The sequence below is a fragment of the Curtobacterium sp. VKM Ac-2852 genome (assembly GCF_013205045.1).
Classification (GTDB): domain Bacteria; phylum Actinomycetota; class Actinomycetes; order Actinomycetales; family Microbacteriaceae; genus Curtobacterium; species Curtobacterium flaccumfaciens.
Genome location: NZ_JABMLI010000003.1, coordinates 41,886 through 58,662, shown reverse-complemented (window position 1 = coordinate 58,662; position 16,777 = coordinate 41,886). Strand labels below are relative to the sequence as shown.

Annotated in this window: 15 protein-coding genes; 8 read left to right on the top strand and 7 right to left on the bottom strand. The window is 73.5% G+C overall.

Annotated elements, in window-relative coordinates; translation table 11 throughout:
* Positions 1 to 38 precede the first annotated feature (38 nt).
* The 4 genes from galE to HQQ79_RS11420 all read left to right on the top strand — a co-directional run bounded on the left by galE (position 39) and on the right by HQQ79_RS11420 (position 5,935).
* A complete protein-coding gene (gene galE / locus HQQ79_RS11435) occupies positions 39 to 1,001 on the top strand; it encodes a UDP-glucose 4-epimerase GalE (protein ID WP_027466495.1) in 963 nt (320 codons plus the stop codon).
* Positions 1,002 to 1,198: 197 nt separating this feature from the next.
* Positions 1,199 to 1,522 carry a WhiB family transcriptional regulator gene (locus HQQ79_RS18925; protein WP_110865400.1) on the top strand — a complete coding sequence of 108 codons (324 nt, stop codon included), beginning with the start codon at positions 1,199 to 1,201 and terminating at the stop codon, positions 1,520 to 1,522.
* Between the two features lie 175 nt (positions 1,523 to 1,697).
* Positions 1,698 to 4,535: a glycosyltransferase family 2 protein gene (locus HQQ79_RS11425; protein ID WP_173034425.1), complete on the top strand. Its 2,838-nt coding sequence runs from the start codon at positions 1,698 to 1,700 to the stop codon at positions 4,533 to 4,535.
* Complete coding sequence (locus HQQ79_RS11420) at positions 4,532 to 5,935, top strand: DUF5719 family protein (RefSeq protein ID WP_027466497.1); 1,404 nt, start codon at positions 4,532 to 4,534, stop codon at positions 5,933 to 5,935. The genes HQQ79_RS11425 and HQQ79_RS11420 overlap by 4 nt, the downstream gene beginning before the upstream one ends.
* 48 nt (positions 5,936 to 5,983) lie before the next feature.
* Here the strand turns inward: HQQ79_RS11420 and HQQ79_RS11415 are convergent, their stop codons facing one another.
* Complete coding sequence (locus HQQ79_RS11415) at positions 5,984 to 6,424, bottom strand: metallopeptidase family protein (protein ID WP_071405768.1); 441 nt, start codon at positions 6,422 to 6,424, stop codon at positions 5,984 to 5,986.
* A 59-nt stretch (positions 6,425 to 6,483) separates the two neighbouring features.
* Between HQQ79_RS11415 and HQQ79_RS11410 the strand changes: the two genes are divergently transcribed.
* Together HQQ79_RS11410 and ahcY are read left to right on the top strand one after the other, a co-directional pair.
* Positions 6,484 to 6,699, top strand: a complete 216-nt coding sequence (locus HQQ79_RS11410; protein ID WP_027466499.1) for a DUF3499 family protein — start codon at positions 6,484 to 6,486, stop codon at positions 6,697 to 6,699.
* A gap of 103 nt (positions 6,700 to 6,802) precedes the next feature.
* Complete coding sequence (ahcY, locus tag HQQ79_RS11405; RefSeq protein ID WP_173034423.1) at positions 6,803 to 8,281, top strand: adenosylhomocysteinase; 1,479 nt, start codon at positions 6,803 to 6,805, stop codon at positions 8,279 to 8,281.
* A 120-nt stretch (positions 8,282 to 8,401) separates the two neighbouring features.
* On the opposite strand, the gene HQQ79_RS11400 is transcribed toward ahcY, so the two are convergent.
* Positions 8,402 to 9,271, bottom strand: coding sequence for an RDD family protein (locus tag HQQ79_RS11400; RefSeq protein WP_173034421.1), 870 nt, complete (start codon positions 9,269 to 9,271; stop codon positions 8,402 to 8,404).
* 42 nt (positions 9,272 to 9,313) lie between these two features.
* On the opposite strand from HQQ79_RS11400, the gene HQQ79_RS11395 reads away from it, so the two are divergent.
* A complete protein-coding gene (locus HQQ79_RS11395) occupies positions 9,314 to 10,312 on the top strand; it encodes a stage II sporulation protein M (RefSeq protein WP_111056074.1) in 999 nt (332 codons plus the stop codon).
* Between the two features lie 13 nt (positions 10,313 to 10,325).
* Here HQQ79_RS11395 and HQQ79_RS11390 read toward each other — a convergent pair whose 3' ends face one another.
* The 5 genes from HQQ79_RS11390 to HQQ79_RS11370 form a co-directional block, all read right to left on the bottom strand.
* Positions 10,326 to 11,678: a DUF58 domain-containing protein gene (locus HQQ79_RS11390; RefSeq protein WP_173034419.1), complete on the bottom strand. Its 1,353-nt coding sequence runs from the start codon at positions 11,676 to 11,678 to the stop codon at positions 10,326 to 10,328.
* On the bottom strand, positions 11,678 to 12,619 hold the full coding sequence (locus HQQ79_RS11385) for a MoxR family ATPase (RefSeq protein WP_027466503.1): 942 nt from the start codon (positions 12,617 to 12,619) through the stop codon (positions 11,678 to 11,680). Before HQQ79_RS11385 ends, HQQ79_RS11390 begins: the two co-directional genes overlap by 1 nt.
* Before the next feature lie 71 nt (positions 12,620 to 12,690).
* Entirely contained in the window at positions 12,691 to 13,941 is a 1,251-nt protein-coding gene (locus HQQ79_RS11380; protein ID WP_173034417.1) for a DUF4350 domain-containing protein, read from the bottom strand.
* Positions 13,938 to 14,579 (bottom strand): DUF4129 domain-containing protein, encoded by a 642-nt coding sequence (locus HQQ79_RS11375; protein ID WP_173034415.1) that lies wholly within the window; start codon positions 14,577 to 14,579, stop codon positions 13,938 to 13,940. The genes HQQ79_RS11380 and HQQ79_RS11375 overlap by 4 nt, the downstream gene beginning before the upstream one ends.
* The gene (locus HQQ79_RS11370) at positions 14,576 to 15,784 is read right to left on the bottom strand and encodes a glycerophosphoryl diester phosphodiesterase membrane domain-containing protein (protein WP_173034413.1); all 1,209 of its coding nucleotides are present in this window, start codon (positions 15,782 to 15,784) and stop codon (positions 14,576 to 14,578) included. Before HQQ79_RS11370 ends, HQQ79_RS11375 begins: the two co-directional genes overlap by 4 nt.
* 317 nt (positions 15,785 to 16,101) lie before the next feature.
* Here HQQ79_RS11370 and mtrA point away from each other — a divergent pair, with 317 nt between their 5' ends.
* Positions 16,102 to 16,776 carry an MtrAB system response regulator MtrA gene (gene mtrA, locus HQQ79_RS11365; protein WP_017888813.1) on the top strand — a complete coding sequence of 225 codons (675 nt, stop codon included), beginning with the start codon at positions 16,102 to 16,104 and terminating at the stop codon, positions 16,774 to 16,776.
* Position 16,777 lies beyond the last annotated feature (1 nt).

Here is a 16,777-nt window from a genome sequence, read left to right as displayed (position 1 = left end):
CGACCGGGGCGTCGCCGACGTCCGCTAGCGTGGCGAGCATGAGTTGGCTGGTCACCGGCGGTGCCGGGTACATCGGGTCCCACGTCGTCCGAGCACTGCGCTCGGCCGGCATCGACACGGTCGCGTTCGACGACCTCTCGAGCGGCTTCCGCGCGTTCGTCCCGGACGACGTGCCGTTCGTCGAGGGCACGATCCTCGACGGCGAGCTCGTCGCACGCACCCTGCGCGAGCACGAGGTCACGGGCGTGGTCCACGTCGCGGGGTTCAAGTACGCCGGCGTCTCGGTCGAGCGTCCGCTGCACACCTACGAGCAGAACGTCACCGGCATGGCCACCCTGCTGCGTGCGATGGCCGAGACCGGCGTCACCAAGGCGGTGTTCTCGTCGAGCGCAGCGGTCTACGGCACCCCGGACGTCGAGACCGTGGTCGAGTCCACCCCGAAGAACCCGGAGTCGCCCTACGGCGAGTCGAAGCTCATCGGCGAGTGGCTGCTGCGCGACATGGAGGTCGCCGCGGGCTTCACCACCACGTCGCTGCGGTACTTCAACGTCGTCGGTTCGGGGGAGCCCGACCTGTACGACGCCAGCCCGCACAACCTGTTCCCGCTGGTCTTCGACGCGCTGCTCGCCGGCCGGACCCCGCGGATCAACGGCGACGACTACGCCACCCCGGACGGCACCTGCGTGCGTGACTACGTGCACGTGGCCGACCTGGCGCACTCGCACGCGGTGGCCGCGCAGAAGCTCGAGGCGGGGGAGCCGCTCGAGCGTGCCTACAACCTCGGCAGCGGCGACGGCGTCAGCGTCCGGCAGATCATGGACGCCATGGCGGCGGGCACCGGGATCGCCTTCGACCCCGAGATCGCACCGCGGCGCCCCGGCGACCCGGCCCGCATCGTCGCGACCGGCGAGGCCGCCGCCCGTGACCTCGAGTGGGCCATGCGGCACTCCCTGGACGAGATGGTGTCGAGCGCGTGGGAGGCACGTCGCAGCGCCTCCTGAGCGCCTGAGGACGCGTCAGTTGTCCCCCGGAAGGCCCACCTGTGCGGTGCGACACGCCCAAACGGGGGACATGACACGCTGGAGCGGTCAGTGCCTTCTATGATCCGCGACTTGACTCAGGCGAATGACACCGCTGTAATTACAGGCAACGGCCGCAAGAGTTGGGGTTCGTTGTCGAGGCGGCAGGGGTGATCAGGGTGAACGGTTCCGAGTTCCACGCCGGAGTTCCGGAGGACTGGCACGTCGATCCCGTGGCGCTCGGCGTCCCGGGTGTCCGACGTCCGGAGACCGACGACGAGGAGAACCCGCTCGCCTGGCAGGTCGACTCGCTCTGCGCGCAGACCGACCCCGAGGCGTTCTTCCCCGAGAAGGGCGGCTCCACGCGCGAGGCGAAGAAGATCTGCACCTCGTGCGAGGTCCGGGCGCAGTGCCTCGAGTACGCGCTCGAGAACGACGAACGCTTCGGCATCTGGGGCGGCCTCTCCGAGCGCGAACGCCGCAAGCTGCGGAAGCGCGCCTGAGCGGTCACGGCGCGCCAGCGCCGTGCGAGGGCGCGCCGACGAGCCTGCGACGAGGACGCCGGGACCAGCCGTTTTCCGCCCGTCCCGCACCGTGCAGTGAGCGCGCCCACAGGTTCACGGCGCGCCGCCGTGCGCAGCCGACACCGCGCCTCCAGACCGTAGAGTGACGCCCGTCATGCAGCCCAGAGTCACCGCGATCCTCGTCGCCGCCAACGGGGCGGCCCACCTCGACCGGACCCTGGACGCGCTCGCCGCCCAGACCCGCCACCCCGAGAACCTGGTGGTCGTCGACGTCGGCACGACCGACGGATCGACCGCCGAACTGTCCTTCGGTGGGTCCGCGCAGCTCGTCCGTCTCCCCGCGGGCAGGGCGTTCGGCGACGCCGTCCGACAGGGCGAGCGCAGCGCGCCGCCCGCAGCGACCGACGAGCCGGTCGACGAGTGGCTGTGGATCCTCGGCCACGACAACGCGCCGGCACCGACCGCGCTCGCCGAGCTGCTGTCCGCCGTCGAGATCGCACCGTCCGTCGTCGTCGCCGGTCCGAAGCTCGTCGCCGACGACGACCCCTCGCTCATCCGTGCCTTCGGCGAGAGCATGACCCGTTTCGGCCGGTCGATCGTGCTGGTGCAGGACGAGCTCGACCAGGGCCAGCACGACCGCAACACCGACGTGCTCGCCGTCGCCGCTGGCGGCATGCTGGTGCGCCGCTCGGTCTGGAACGAACTCGGCGGCTTCGACCCGGCGCTGCCGGACGTCGACGCGGCCCTCGACTTCTCGGTGCGGGTCCGTCTCGCCGGACACCGCGTCGCCCTCGTGCCGGAGGCCAAGGTCACCAGCGCCGGACCGATCGAGGAGTTCGGTCGCAAGCGTGTGTCCGAGGCGCGGCGCGTCCGGATGCACCGGCAGGCGCAGCTGCACCGCCGGATGACCTACGCGCCGGCCGCGCTGGTCTGGCTGCACTGGCTCACGCTCGTGCCATTCGCGATCGGCCGCGCGCTCGGACACCTCGTCGCGAAGCACCCCGCCGCCGTGGTCCCCGAGCTCTCCGCCGCGTTCGCCGTCGCGTTCGGCGGTGGCACCGGGCGCGCGCGCAAGAACCTGGCCCGCACCAAGAAGCTCGGCTGGGCGGCCGTCGAGCCGCTCCGCGTGAGCTGGCGGCGGGTGCACGAACACCGCACCACCTCGCGCGACGTCGAACTCGCCCGGGTCGAGGACGCCCCGATCGCGCGGGCATCGTTCCTGAGCGACGGCGGCATCTGGGTGGTCCTGGCCGCCGCGGTGCTCAGCGTCGTGACGCTCTACCCGCTGCTCGGGTCGCCGGCCCTGACCGGCGGGGGACTCCTGCCGCTCTCCGCGACCCCGGGGCAGCTCTGGCAGAACGTCGGCTACGGCTTCCACTCGCTCGGCACGGGCTTCACCGGCCCGTCCGACCCCTTCGCCGCGGTGCTCGCCGTGCTCGGCTCGATCGTCTTCTGGTCGCCGTCCACCGCGGTCGTGCTCGTCATGCTCGTCGCGTTCCCGCTGTCCGCCCTGGGTGCCTGGTTCGCGGTCCGCAAGGTCACGACCCGCACCTGGGTCCCGGTCATCGGTGCGTCGCTCTACGCGATCGCCCCGTCGCTCGTCGGCGCGGTGACCACCGGGCACCTCGGCGCCGTGATCGCGCACCTGGTCCTGCCGTGGCTGTTCGTCGCCGTGCTCGAGGCGCACCGTTCGTGGGCGTGGGCCTCCGGCGCGTCGCTCCTGTTCGCCGTCGTCGCCGCCTCGGCGCCGTCGCTGCTGCCGGTCCTGCTGATCGGCTGGCTCGTGGCGCTCCTGGTCGGCTGGCGCCGGGCACACCGTCGTGTGTTCATCCCGGTGCCGACCGCGGTGCTGTTCCTGCCGCTGATCCTGGCGCAGGCGGCACGGGGCAACCTGCTCGCCGTGTTCGCCGACCCCGGTGTGCCGTCCGCGACCCGGGCGCCGTCCGCGCTCCAGCTGGCCATCGGGCAGCCCCTGCCGGACTGGAGCGGCTGGCTCCCGGCCACCTCCGGGCTCGGACTGGTCGCCGCGGCCCTGCCGATCGTGATGGCCGTCCTCGCGCTCCCCGTGGCCGTCGCCGCGATCGGGGCGATGCTCGGACACCGCTGGGCGGTCGCCGGCTCGGCGCTCGTCATCGCGCTCCTCGGCTTCGCGACGGCCTTCGCCGCCACCCACGTCACCGTCACCGGTGTCGGCTCGACCACCACCATCGTCTGGCCCGGCAGCGGTCTGTCCGTGTACTGGCTCGCCCTCGTGGTCGCGGCTTGCATCGGCATCGACGTGCTGCCCAAGGCCGCCCCGGTCACCGGGCTCGTCGCGACCGTGCTCGCCGGGGTCGCCGTGGCGCCGGCCTTCGCAGCGTTCTACCTCGGCACGGCCACGATCGAGCCGACCACGGGCCGGGTGCTCAGCGCCTACGTGAACGCCGAGGCCCAGGCGAACCCGGACGTCGGCACGCTCGTGGTCGTCCCGCAGGACGACGGATCGCTCGCGGTCACGCTCGAGCGCGGGCAGGGTTCCACCCTCGACGACCAGTCGACGCTCGACGCCACCGCACTCCGGCTGAGCGAGTCCGGCGCACGCCTCACCACGCTCGCCGGCAACCTGGCGAGCCGCAGCGGGTACGACCCGCGGCCGGCGCTCCGCGAGCTCGGCGTGAGCTTCGTGCTCATCGACGACGCCGACGACGACCCCGAGGCGCAGACGGTGCACGACCGGGCCGCGGGCGCCATCGGGCAGAACGCGCTCTTCACGAGCATCGGCGAGACCACCAACGGGCAGCTGTTCCACTACGACGGCGAGGTCGACCGCACCCGCTCCGGCTCCGCCGCGACCCAGGCCACCCACGTGCTGTACCTCGTCGTGCTCGGCGTGGTCTTCGGCGCCGCAGCCCTGCTCGCGGTCCCGACGGCACCGCGCCGCCGCCGTGCCACCTCGAACGTCATCGAGGCCGAGCAACCCGCCACCACCTTCGACGAGGAGCGAGACGAATGAGCCGCACCCCCGCCTCCGTCCGCCGGTGGGTCGTCCGCGGCACCGCCACGGCGGTCGCCGTCGTCGTCGCCGCCGGCGCCGTCACCGCGGCGCACGCCTACGGCACCGACTCCGAGCCCGGGCGTCCGGCCGGGCGCACGGTCACACCGATCCCGGCCGCTGCCGAGCGCGTCTGCGCCGGCAGCGCCCTGCGCCTGTCCGACGACGCCGGCAACGACGCGACCCAGGCGAGCACGGTCGGCACCGCCACCGTCGCCACCGCGACCACGGGCTCGACGGTCGACCGGTCCGAGCTCGACGCCTCGACCACCGGCGGCAGCGACCCCAGGCTGCTGACGGCCCCGGCGGGGGAGACCACGCCGCAGGTCGCGGGCAGCAGCTTCCAGAGCGTCTCGAACGGCGACCTCGTCGGCGCCGGTGCCGCCTCGTGCGACGACCCGAGCCAGTCCACCTGGCTTGTCGGCGGTTCGACGGAGACCGGGCGCACCAGCCTCGTCACGCTGTCGAACCCGACCGACGTGAACGCCACCGTCGACCTGGCGATCTTCGACAGCAACGGCACCGTCAGCGCGCCGGGCACCACCGGGATCGTCGTGGCGCCGAACACGCAGAAGGTCGTCCCGCTCTCGGGCTTCGTCTCCGACGCGGCCTCGACCGTCGTGCACGTCACCTCGTCCGGCGGCCAGATCGTGGCACACATGCAGGAGACCGTCGTCCGGACGCTCACGCCGGGCGGCTACGACATCGTCTCCGGCGGCGCCGCGCCCACGCGCTCGCAGGTGATCCCCGCGGTCGCCCTCGCGAACGCCAAGGCGGCCCAGCGCGGCAGCGACACCGCGGACGCCGCACCGGTCGTCCGGCTGTTCGTCCCCGGCGAGCGGTCCGCACGCGTCACCCTCGGCATCACGACGGCGGACGGTGGCGGCACGACCGTCAACGCCACCGCCGAACCCGGCGTCGTCACCGACGTCCCGCTCGACGACTTCCCGGACGGCCGGTACTCGTTCACCATCACCTCGACCGTCCCGATCGTCGCCGGGGCCCGCACGACGACCCCGACCGACGGCGACGGCACCGACCTCGGCTGGTTCGCGTCGGCGGAGCCGCTCGGCGAGCGGGCGATCACCTCGATCGCCCCGGGCGACGGCGCACGGCTGAACCTCGTCAACCCGACCCGATCGGACCGCACCGTGACGATCCGCTCGGGCGACGAGCAGCGTCGGGTCGAGGTGCCGTCGGGAGCGACCGAGACCCTGTCGGTCCAGACCGCGAAGCAGCTCACGATCACCGGTGCCGACGGAGTCGTCGCCGGCGTCAGCTACCTCGGGGACGACGGGATCGCCGGGTTCCCGATCCGTCCGGCCACCGCGGTGTCGACCCCGGTCCGCGTCTACCCCTGACGCCCGGCGGAGGCGTGTCGACGGACGTCGTCGGCGGCCCGCCGTGGCTCACCAGTGGCGGTAGCGGTCCGGTGCCAGGTCCCAGGGGTCCTTGCCGATCAGCTCGCCGACGGCGCGGAACACCGCGGTCTCGATGATGATGCGGCGGTCCGAGTCGTCCTTCTCGGGGCTCCGGTTCACCCGTTCGACGGGGATCCGGAAGACGGTCACGCGGCGGGTGTCGCGGTCGATGCGCCAGCGCGGCATCTCGTCCGGCAGCGTCGTGTCGCTCGGCATGTCCGCCACCTGGAACACCACGCCGGACAGCTCCTCGGGCCAGAGACCGAGCAGGTAGTGCGCGCTGTCACCGACGATCCGGTCGAACGCCTCGGCGCGGGTGATGATCGGGGCGAGCTCCGGTCCGGTGACGCTCGAACGCCCGCCACGGCCGTGCCGGGAGCGCCCCCGACCGCGGTCGACCGGGGTGACGAGGCGAGGCTTCCGACGCATCCCCACATCGTACGCGGGGACCGGTGCGCGCCGGACGCTCCGCTAGGCTCCCTGACGAGATGGACGTGCGGATCTGCAGCAAGGTGGCGTGTGCCAACAGCGCTTCGTCGACCCTGACGTACGACTACGGCGACTCCATGGTGGTCGTCGGCCCGCTGTCGACCCGGGTCGAACCGCACGGCTACGACCTCTGCGCCCGCCACGCGGCCACCCTGCGCGTCCCGCGGGGCTGGCAGGTGGTGCGGCGCGAGCCGCTGCCGCGCGACGCCGACTGACGGCTCGCGTCCGCGACGTGCCGCGGTGGTCGGACGGGAGGCCCGTGGGACGTGACCGGGATCGGCTGGTGATCCGCGCCTCCCGGCATGGAAGACTGTGGGCATGCCCACCGAAACCCGCACCGCTGCTGCGTTCCGCGTCGCCGACCTGTCCCTCGCCGAGGCGGGCCGGCACCAGATCCGCCTCGCCGAGAACGAGATGCCGGGCCTGATGTCCCTGCGTGACGAGTTCGCGGCGTCGCAGCCGCTCGCCGGCGCGCGCATCGCCGGTTCCCTGCACATGACGGTGCAGACCGCGGTGCTCATCGAGACGCTCGTCGCCCTCGGCGCGCAGGTGCGCTGGGCCAGTTGCAACATCTTCTCCACCCAGGACGAGGCCGCTGCCGCCGTCGCCGTCGGACCCACCGGCACCCCGGACGCCCCGTCCGGCGTCCCGGTGTTCGCGTGGAAGGGCGAGACGCTCGAGGAGTACTGGTGGTGCACCAGCCGCATCTTCGACTGGAGCGACGAGGCCACCGCGGCCGGCGCCGACTGGACCGGGCCGAACCTGATCCTGGACGACGGCGGCGACGCCACGATGCTCGTGCACACCGGTGCCGACGCCGAGGCGGCCGGCGCCGCTCCGGTCGTCGAGCCGGACGCGAGCACCGAGTGGAAGATCGTGCTCGACACCGTCGCGCGGTCGCTCGAGACGTCGTCGGACCGCTGGACCCGCATCGCGGCCGACATCCAGGGCGTCACCGAGGAGACCACCACGGGCGTGCACCGCCTGTACGAGCTGTTCCGGAACGGCGAGCTGAAGTTCCCGGCGATCAACGTCAACGACTCCGTGACGAAGTCGAAGTTCGACAACAAGTACGGCATCCGGCACTCGCTGCCCGACGGCCTGAACCGCGCCACCGACGTGCTCATCGGCGGCAAGGTCGCCTTCGTCGTCGGCTACGGCGACGTCGGCAAGGGTGCGGCCGAGGCGCTCCGCGGGCAGGGTGCTCGTGTCATCGTCAGCGAGGTCGACCCGATCTGCGCGCTGCAGGCGGCGATGGACGGCTACCAGGTCGCGCGCCTGGCGGACGTCGTCGACACCGTCGACATGGTCATCACGTGCACCGGCAACCTGGGCGTCGTCGGGGTCGACGAGATGCTCGGGCTGAAGCACCTGGCGATCGTGGCGAACGTGGGGCACTTCGACAACGAGATCGACATGGCCGGGCTCGAGGCGCTGCCCGGCGTCTCGAAGGTCGAGATCAAGCCGCAGGTGCACGAGTGGCGGCTGCCGACCGGGCGGTCGATCCTGGTGCTGTCCGAGGGCCGGCTCATGAACCTCGGCAACGCGACCGGGCACCCGTCGTTCGTGATGAGCAACTCGTTCACGAACCAGGTGCTCGCGCAGATCGAGCTGCACACCCGGCGCGAGGAGTACCCGACGGGCGTGTACGTACTGCCGAAGCACCTGGACGAGAAGGTCGCGCGGCTGCACCTCGACGCCCTCGGGGTGCAGCTGACGTCGCTGCGTCCGGAGCAGGCGGCGTACATCGGTGTCCCCGTCGAGGGTCCCTTCAAGCCGGACCACTACCGCTACTGAGCGCGGCGGGGCGGCCCGCACAACCAAAGTCACCCGGAACCGCGCTATTGCGTGGTGCCGGGTGACTTTGGTTGTGCGAACCCTCCCCGCGCCGCGCCGCGCGCAGCGCGCCGCCGCGCGTCAGCGCGGGAAGCCCGGCGGGGGCGCCGCCGCCGTCGCACCCGCGGCGGTGAGCAGTTCGGCGCGGGCACCCAGCGCCCGGACGTCTCGTCGGCGCCGCAGCACGACGACCCCGGCCAGGAAGACCTCGGGCGGGACGGGCGGCACGGGATGCGCGAACGCGGACACCTCGGCCGCCAGGGTCTGCGCCGCGGCCTCGCGCAGTCCGGGGCGCATCAGAGCAGCCCCGCGGAAGAACGCCCCCAGGCGGTTCTCCAACCGCTGCGGCAGCGCCGAGACGTCCGCGACGCCGGCCCACGCCGTCAGCTCCGGGGGCAGCAGCACCTCGGGGTCCCGCTGCTTCGGCAGGCGCTCGTGCTGCACGATCGTGCCCGCGAGCAGGTCGCCGAGGCGCCGGGGCCGACTGCCGAACAGCGCGACGAGCAGAGCGACCGAGCCGAACGTCATCCAGAGCTCGAACAGGCCGACGAGCGCCCGCGTGAAGGCGTGCCGGAAGCCGATCGCGCCACCGTCGAGCCGGACGACCCGGGTGCCGGTGGCGAACCGTCCGACGCTCCGTCCCTTCGTCACCGTCTCGACCGCCGCGGGGACCAGCACCAGCACGACGACGAGCAGCACGATGCCGAGCGCTGCGCCCCAGGCCGGGTCGATGCCGCTGGGCCAGAGCCGCGAGACACCGAACAGCGCGAGCACGAACAGGACGAGGACGCACAGGCCGTCGAGCAGCGCGGCCGCGAGCCGCAGCACGAGTCCGGCGGGTTGGACGTCGAGCGCGACGCCCTCGCCCACCACCAGCTCGTCGGCGGTCTCGTCGAGGTCGCGCGAGAACCGGGCGTCGGCGAGGTCACGCGGCGTGCGGGGCTTCGGCATGGGATCATTCTGTCGGAGATCGCGCGACCTGAGGGGGAACACGTGGACCTGGATGCCTACACCGAGGTGCACCGTGACCGGTGGCAGGAGCTCGACCGTCTGGCACGTGCCCGGCACCGGTCCGGTGCGGACGTCGACCGGCTCGTCGCCGGCTACCAGGAGGCCGCGACCGACCTCGCCCGCATCCGGGGCGCCGCACCGCGCACCGTGGCCGGCGACCGGCTCTCGCTGACGCTGTTCCGCGCCCGCCTGCGGTTCACGGGGACCCCCGTCGACCCGCTGACCGCCGTCGCCCTGTTCTTCACGCGGCAGCTGCCCGCGGCGCTCTACCGGATCCGCTGGGTGACCATCTGGGTCGCGCTCGCGACGGTGGCGATCGCGGCGATCGTCGCCGTCTGGATCACCACCACCCCCGGTGCGACGGCGACGTTCGGCAGCGACGAGGCCCTGCGCCGGTACGCCACGCAGGACTTCGTCGACTACTACTCCGACCGTGGCCTCGGGGCCTTCACCGCGCAGGTCTGGACGAACAACGCCTACATCGCCGCGACGATGGTGGCGTTCGGCATCACCGGTGTCTTCGTGCCGTTCTCGATCATGCAGAACGCCGTCAGCCTCGGGGTCTCCGCGGCGATCATGCACTCCCAGGGGCGCCTGGCCGACTTCTTCCTCTACATCTCCCCGCACGGGCAGCTCGAGCTCTACTCGGTGTTCCTCGCCGGCGGCGCGGGGCTGATGATCTTCTGGTCGTGGGTGGCACCGGGGTCCGGACGCACCCGCGCCCAGGCCCTCGCCGAGGACGGCCGTGCGCTCATCACCATCGCGATCGGCCTGACCCTGACCCTGCTGCTGTCCGGCATCGTCGAGGGCGTGGTGACGCGGCAGGACTGGCCGTGGCCGATCAAGATCGGCATCGGTACCCTCGCCCTGGTCGCGGTGCTCGCCTACCAGTGGGTGCTCGGCGGCCGCGCGTACCGAGCGGGGGAGCGCGGCGACCTCGAGGAGTTCGAGCGCGGCTCCACCGCCCTGGTGGCCGGCTAGCGCCCGTCCCGGTTCAGAGCCGGCCGGTGGCCTTCGCCCGGATGTACGCGTCCGCGACGAGCGGCGGGACGTCCGCCGGTGCGCCGCGCACGACCTCGGCGCCGGAGCGCCGTGCGACGTCGGCCGCGCCGTCCGCGTCGAGCAGGGTGCGTTCGGCGGCGGCGCGTCGGTAGACGTCGCGCTCCGCGCCGGTCGGGAGGCCCGGGACCCGTCCGCCCCGCGCGGTCCGGATCGCCGTGGTCGGGTCCACCCCGCCGCGTGCCATCCGCTGGACGGCCGGGTCCTCGATGCTCGTCACGACGACCGCGTGCCGTCGGGACAGCCGGGGGAGCACGGCGAGCAGGTCGCCCGAGGCACCGACGGAGTCGAGGCTCGAGGCGAGCACGACCAGGGCGCGCGAGGTCGTGATCGAGTCGACGAGCGCGGGCACGGATGCCCAGTCGGTCGCGGCGAGCCCGGGTTCGGCCATCGCGAGCGCCTCGCCGAAGCGCTGCACGACGTCGGTGCGGGTGGCGCCGTGCACCCGGTCGTGTGCCGTGTCGTCCAGCACCACCAGGTCGACGCGGTCACCGGCGGCTGCCGCGAGGGCGCCGAGGAGCAGTGCCGACTCGATGAACGTGTCGAGTCGGGGTTCGTCGGCGACCCGGCCGGCACCCGCCCGGCCGGCGTCGACCACGACGACGACGCGCCGGTCGCGTTCCGGCCGCCAGGTGCGGACGACGAGGTCCTGCCGCCGCGCGGTGGCGCGCCAGTCGATCGAACGCACGTCGTCGCCGCGCACGTAGTCGCGCAGGGAGTCGAACTCGGTGCCGTGCCCGCGGAGCTGCAGCGTGGTCTCGCCGTCGAGCTCGCGGAGCCGTGCCAACCGTGACGGCAGGTGCCGCCGGGAGCGGAACGGCGGCGTCACGACGAGTTCGCCCGGTGCCGCGACGACCCGCTGCCGTGCGGCGAGGCCCAGGGGACCGAAGGACCGCACGGCGACCCCGGTGGTGCGGCGTCGACCACGACGGAACGGTGTGAAGCGCATCCGGGCCGTCCGTCGTTCCCCGGCGGGGACCGTCATCCGGATCCGACGGGGACGGTGGCCGGCCGACGGCTCCCACATGTCGCGGACCACACCGCGGACCGTCCGGGAGCCGTCGTTGGCGAGCACGAGGGTGCCGTCCGCGGTGCTGTCGCGTCGGGCGAGCCGGGGCATCCGCCGCTCCACCCGGACCCGTCGCAGGTCGGCGGCGAGCACGACGTCGAGGGCCGCGGCGAGCAGCACCACCCCGACCCACGCCAGACCGGCCCACCCGCTGCCGAGCAGCACGGTGGGCACGAGGGCGACGGCGAGGAGCGCGACGAACCGGCCGGAGACCGCCACTAGATCGGCACCCGCACCTGCTCGAGCACCTGCTGGAGCACGCCGTCGGCGCCGACGCCCTCGAGCTCGGCGTCGGCGGCGACCCGCAGGCGGTGCCGCCAGACCGGCAGGGTCATGGCCTGCACGTGGTCCGGGGTGATCGCGTCGTAGCCGGTGAGCCAGGCCCAGGCCTTGGCGGCCGCGAGCAGTGCCGTCGCACCGCGGGGGCTGACACCGACACGGACGGACGGTGCCTGCCGGGTGGCCCGGGCGAGGTCGACGATGTACGCGAGCACGTCGTCGCGGGCACCGACGGCGCGGACGGCACGCTGCGCACGGACCACCTCGTCGACGCCGACCACCGGGGTGATGCCGGCCGACCGGACGTCGCGCGGCACGAACCCGTCGGCGTGGCGCCGGAGCACCTGCCACTCGACGTCGCGCGGCGGGATGTCGAGCGTCAGCTTCATCAGGAACCGGTCGAGTTGCGCCTCGGGCAGCGTGTACGTGCCCTCGAACTCGATCGGGTTCATCGTCGCGGCGACGAAGAAGGGGTCCGGCAGCGCCCGGGCGTCACCGTCGACGCTCACCTGGCGTTCCTCCATCGCCTCGAGCAGCGCCGACTGGGTCTTCGGCGGCGTGCGGTTGACCTCGTCGGCGAGCAGGACGTTCGTGAAGACGGGGCCCTCGCGGAACGGGAACGTGCCGGTCGAGGCGTCGTAGACGAGTGATCCGGTGACGTCGCCGGGCATCAGGTCCGGTGTGAACTGGATGCGCTTCGTGTCGAGCGTCATCGCGGCGGCGAGGCTGCGGACGAGCAGGGTCTTCGCGACACCGGGGACGCCCTCGAGCAGCACGTGCCCCTGCGCGAGGAGTCCGACGATCATGCCGGAGACCGCGCCCTCCTGGCCGACGACGGCCTTCGCGACCTCGGTGCGGACCCGACCGAACGCGTCGCGCAGGTCGGAGACGGCCGCGGTCGTGGGGTCGTGCTCCGGCGCGGTGTGCTCGGTGGTGGCAGGGGGCAGGTCGGTCACGGTCGTGCTCCTGGTCGGTCGGGGTCAGAGGTCGGTCGGTCGCCGGAGGTCGCCCGGCGCACGGCGCGTTCGAGGTCGTCGAGCGCCGCGGTGCCGTCGACGAGTGCACGGTCGTCGGCGGTGGTCCCACCGACGAGCACGGCACCGACACGGGTGTGCGGGATGCCGGTGGCCTGGGCCGCGGCCCGGACGACCTCGTCGACGTGCGCCGATCGGGGGAGTCCGAGCATCCGGCCGATGCGGCGGACGGCGGCGACGCGCAGGGTGTCGAGGGCGTGGGTGCGGTCACGGGTGCGGGCGTACATCCGGGCACGCCCCTCGGTGGTCTCGGCGGCACGGACGACGACGGGCAACCGCTCGACGACGAGCGGGCCGAGCCGTCGGCCCCGCCAGACACCGGCTGCGACGGCGACGAGGGCGAGCAGTGCGAGGGCACTCGGGACCCACGGCGGGGCGAGCTCGCCGAGGGTCGGGGCGGCGTCGGGGGTGCCGACCGCCGGGGTGTACCAGACGAGTCGCTCGTCGGCGCCGAGCAGCCCGAGGGCGAGCGCGGCGTTCCCGGCGGTGGCGATCGTGTCGTTCCGGAACGCCGAGGTCGTGCCGAGCAGGGTGACGTCGCCGCCCGGCGTCGCGGTGCGCACGAGTCCCCAGACGCGCGAGCCGCCGTCGCCCGTCGGCGCGCACCGTTCTGCGGCGTCGTCGTCGTCCACGGTGTACCCGGAGCCGGCGGTGGTGACCCGGGCAGCCGAGGCCGCCGCCGGGATCCCGCACGAGGCCGTCGAGACGGTGGCGTCCCCGTCGACCTGGACGGCCGGGTCGACCGGGAACCCGAGCAGTGCCTCGAGCCCGGCGCCGCTCGTGCCGACGACCACGACGTGCCGCGCCGTGCGGGCGATCCGTGCCGCGACGTCGGGGTCGAGCGCCCCGTCGGCGTCGTCGATGAACACCGTGCCGCCGTCGATCCCACCGACGCCGTCGACGGTGTCGGTGACGGAGACCGCGGTGCCCCGCTGCTCGAGCACCCGGACCAGGGCGGCCGAACCACTGGCCGTCGTCGAGGTCGGGTCGAGCGCACGCGGTGCGTCCGGGTCGGTGCCCTGCACGAGGGCGGTCAGGGCGGCGAGCAGGACGCCGACCAGGACGATGGCGACCCAGAACCCGACGCGGAACCGGCGTCCCTCGGCCGGAACCGGAGCCGGAGCCGGAGTCGGCCCGGTGCTCGTCCGCGTGGCGGTGTCGGTCGTCATGCCGGTACCACCGGTCCCTCGGCGCGGGCGGGGCGGGCCTGCCGGACGGAGCGCTCGGTGTCGAGCACGCGGAGGGCCGCGGCCTCGTCGGCCTCGCCACCGAGGTACCGGACCGCGTCGAACGCGGTCGCTGCCGCGTCGAGTGCACCGGCCGACGCGGGGAACGGAACGGCGCCCCGTGCGGCGATCGTCCGCGCGGTGGCTCCGGGCACGTCGGGCACCAGGTCGCGCTCGCCGAGGCCCCTGGCGATCGCGCGGAACCCGTCGAGCACCGCTGCTGACCAGTCGGCGCGACGGACCGCGGCCTGTGCCGCTTCGAGGAGTTCCCGGGCGGAGCGCAGGTCGTCGGCGTCGAACACCCCGCCGGTGTCACCGTCACCGGCCCGGGCGCGCCGGCGGGGGAGTCCGCGGGCGACGACGACGAGCACGACGACCGCGACGAGGACCACGATCGCGATCACCAGCGCCGTGCGGGCCGCAGCGGGGGAGTCGATGCCGTCGGCGTGGAGCGACCCGAGCCAGTCGAGGAAGGAGCGCGAGGCACGGTCCCACCACGTCGGCCGGGCACCGTCGTAGGCGGACCGGTCGAGTTCGCGCTCGAGCAGGCGCCGCGCCTCGTCCGGGTCGACCGCCGTCACGCGGAGCCGTTCGGTGGGGCCTGGCCCGGACCCGGCTGCCACGGCTGCTGCTGTTGCTGCGGGCCCGGCTGCCACGGCTGCTGCTGACCGGGCTGCCACGGCTGCTGCTGCGCGGGCTGCCAGGGCTGCTGCTGCCCCGGCCACTGCTGCGCCTGCCACTGCTGGCCACCCCACTGCTGCTGCGGCGGCCACGGTGGGCGTGCGACGGGCTCGGACGGCGCGAACGGGTCGGTCGGCTGCCCCGAGTCGAGGTGCGACGCGATCCGCTGGTCGAGCGCCTCGGTGCGGATCCGCCGGTCGATGGCGAGGAACGTGGTGATCGACGCGCTCAGCACGTCGGTGATGCACTGCACCGCGATCGCGAGCAGGCTCCCGACGACGATGGCGATGACCGCACCGGTACCGGCACCCGACGTGCCGCCCGTCTGCCCGAGGGGGTCGAAGGTGCCTGCGATGAGCACGGCACCGATGGTGAGCGGGATCGACGCGATGGACGCGGCGAACCCGAACATGAGCTGCACGAGCAGCAGGATGCCGAAGGTCCGCCAGAAGGCCCCGCGGGTCAGGCGCCACGACTGGGCGGCAGCGGCGAAGACCGGCCGGCCCTCGAGCGCGATGGTCGGGACGGTGAGCACGAAGCGCGTGGCGAGCCACACGACGACGACACCGATCCCGAGCACGAACAGCACGAGCGCCAGCACGAACCACCCGGTGCCGGAGTCCGCGGCCCCCATGGCCGCGAACACCCCGAAGAACACGAGCCCGGCCAGGATCGCGAGGACCACGCCGGCCCCGATCTGCACGAGCATCCACGCGACGACGGACCACCGGCGGCCGGCGAGCAGCGCCCACAGCCCCCGGAACGTGGCTCGACGGCCGAGCACCCGCTGCCCGGTGTCCGCGGCGACCGGCGCCACCAGGAACCCGCGACCGAGGTAGGCGAGGAACGGCAGCACGACCGAGAGCAGTGCCGTGAGCGTCAGCGTGCCCGCGACCACCGAATCGGCACCGCTGCCGCCGTCGAGGGCCGAGAACATCCGCGACTGCAGCGCCTGCTGCCCGAAGGTGCTGGCCAGCGTCGAGAGCAGGCCCAGCACACCGCTCAGCAGCACGCTCCAGAGCAGCAGCACGCGGGCGTTCCGGCGGAAGACCGTGAACGCGCCGGCCAGGACGTCACCGAGGCCGAGCGGGCGCAGCGGGATCACCGGACGCGAGCCGCCGGACGGGCCGCCCGGTCGCCCCGGAGCCGGCCCCGGGGCGGGCTGCGGCGGCAAGGAGAAGCGGGGCGGGCCTCCAGACAGGGGTCCGGGTCCGGACGCCGGCGGCGTCGGCGCACCCTGCGGCCCACCGCCCGGTGTGTACCAATCGGACATGACTCCAGCCCCCTCGTCGTGTCGGACCGAGCCAGCGATGCACGGTCCACCTCCATCCTGGCGGAAAACCCGGCGCGGCGGGGCCTCGGCTATCGTGTGGGGACACGTGCCGACCACGGCACCCGCACGCCACCCGGAGTCCAGATCACATGACACCGCGCATCCTCGTCGTCGACGACGACCAGGCCCTCTCCGAGATGATCGGCATCGTGCTCCGCTCCGAGGGGTACGAACCCGAGTTCAGCGCCGACGGCAACGACGCCGTCGACGCGTTCCACGCCACCAAGCCGGACCTCGTCCTGCTCGACGTCATGCTGCCCGGCATCGACGGCATCGAGGTGTGCAAGCGCATCCGTGCCGAGAGCGGCACGCCGATCATCATGCTCACCGCGAAGAGCGACACCGCCGACGTCGTCCTCGGGCTCGAGAACGGTGCCGACGACTACGTCGTGAAGCCCTTCAACCCGAAGGAGCTCGTCGCCCGCATCCGGACCCGCCTGCGGCCGAGCGCGTCCGACGCCACCGTGCTGCACGTCGGCGACGTCACGGTCGACGTCGCCGGGCACGAGGTGCGCCGCGGCGACACCGTGATCGCGCTCACGCCGCTCGAGTTCGACCTGCTCCGGGCGCTCGCCGAGAAGCCGAACCAGGTGTTCACCCGCGAGATGCTGCTCGAGCAGGTCTGGGGCTACCACTACAAGGCGGACACCCGCCTGGTGAACGTACACGTGCAGCGGCTCCGCGCGAAGATCGAGCACGACCCGGACAACCCGAAGACCGTCACCACGGTCCGCGGCGTCGGGTACCGCGCCGGAGGAGCCTGAG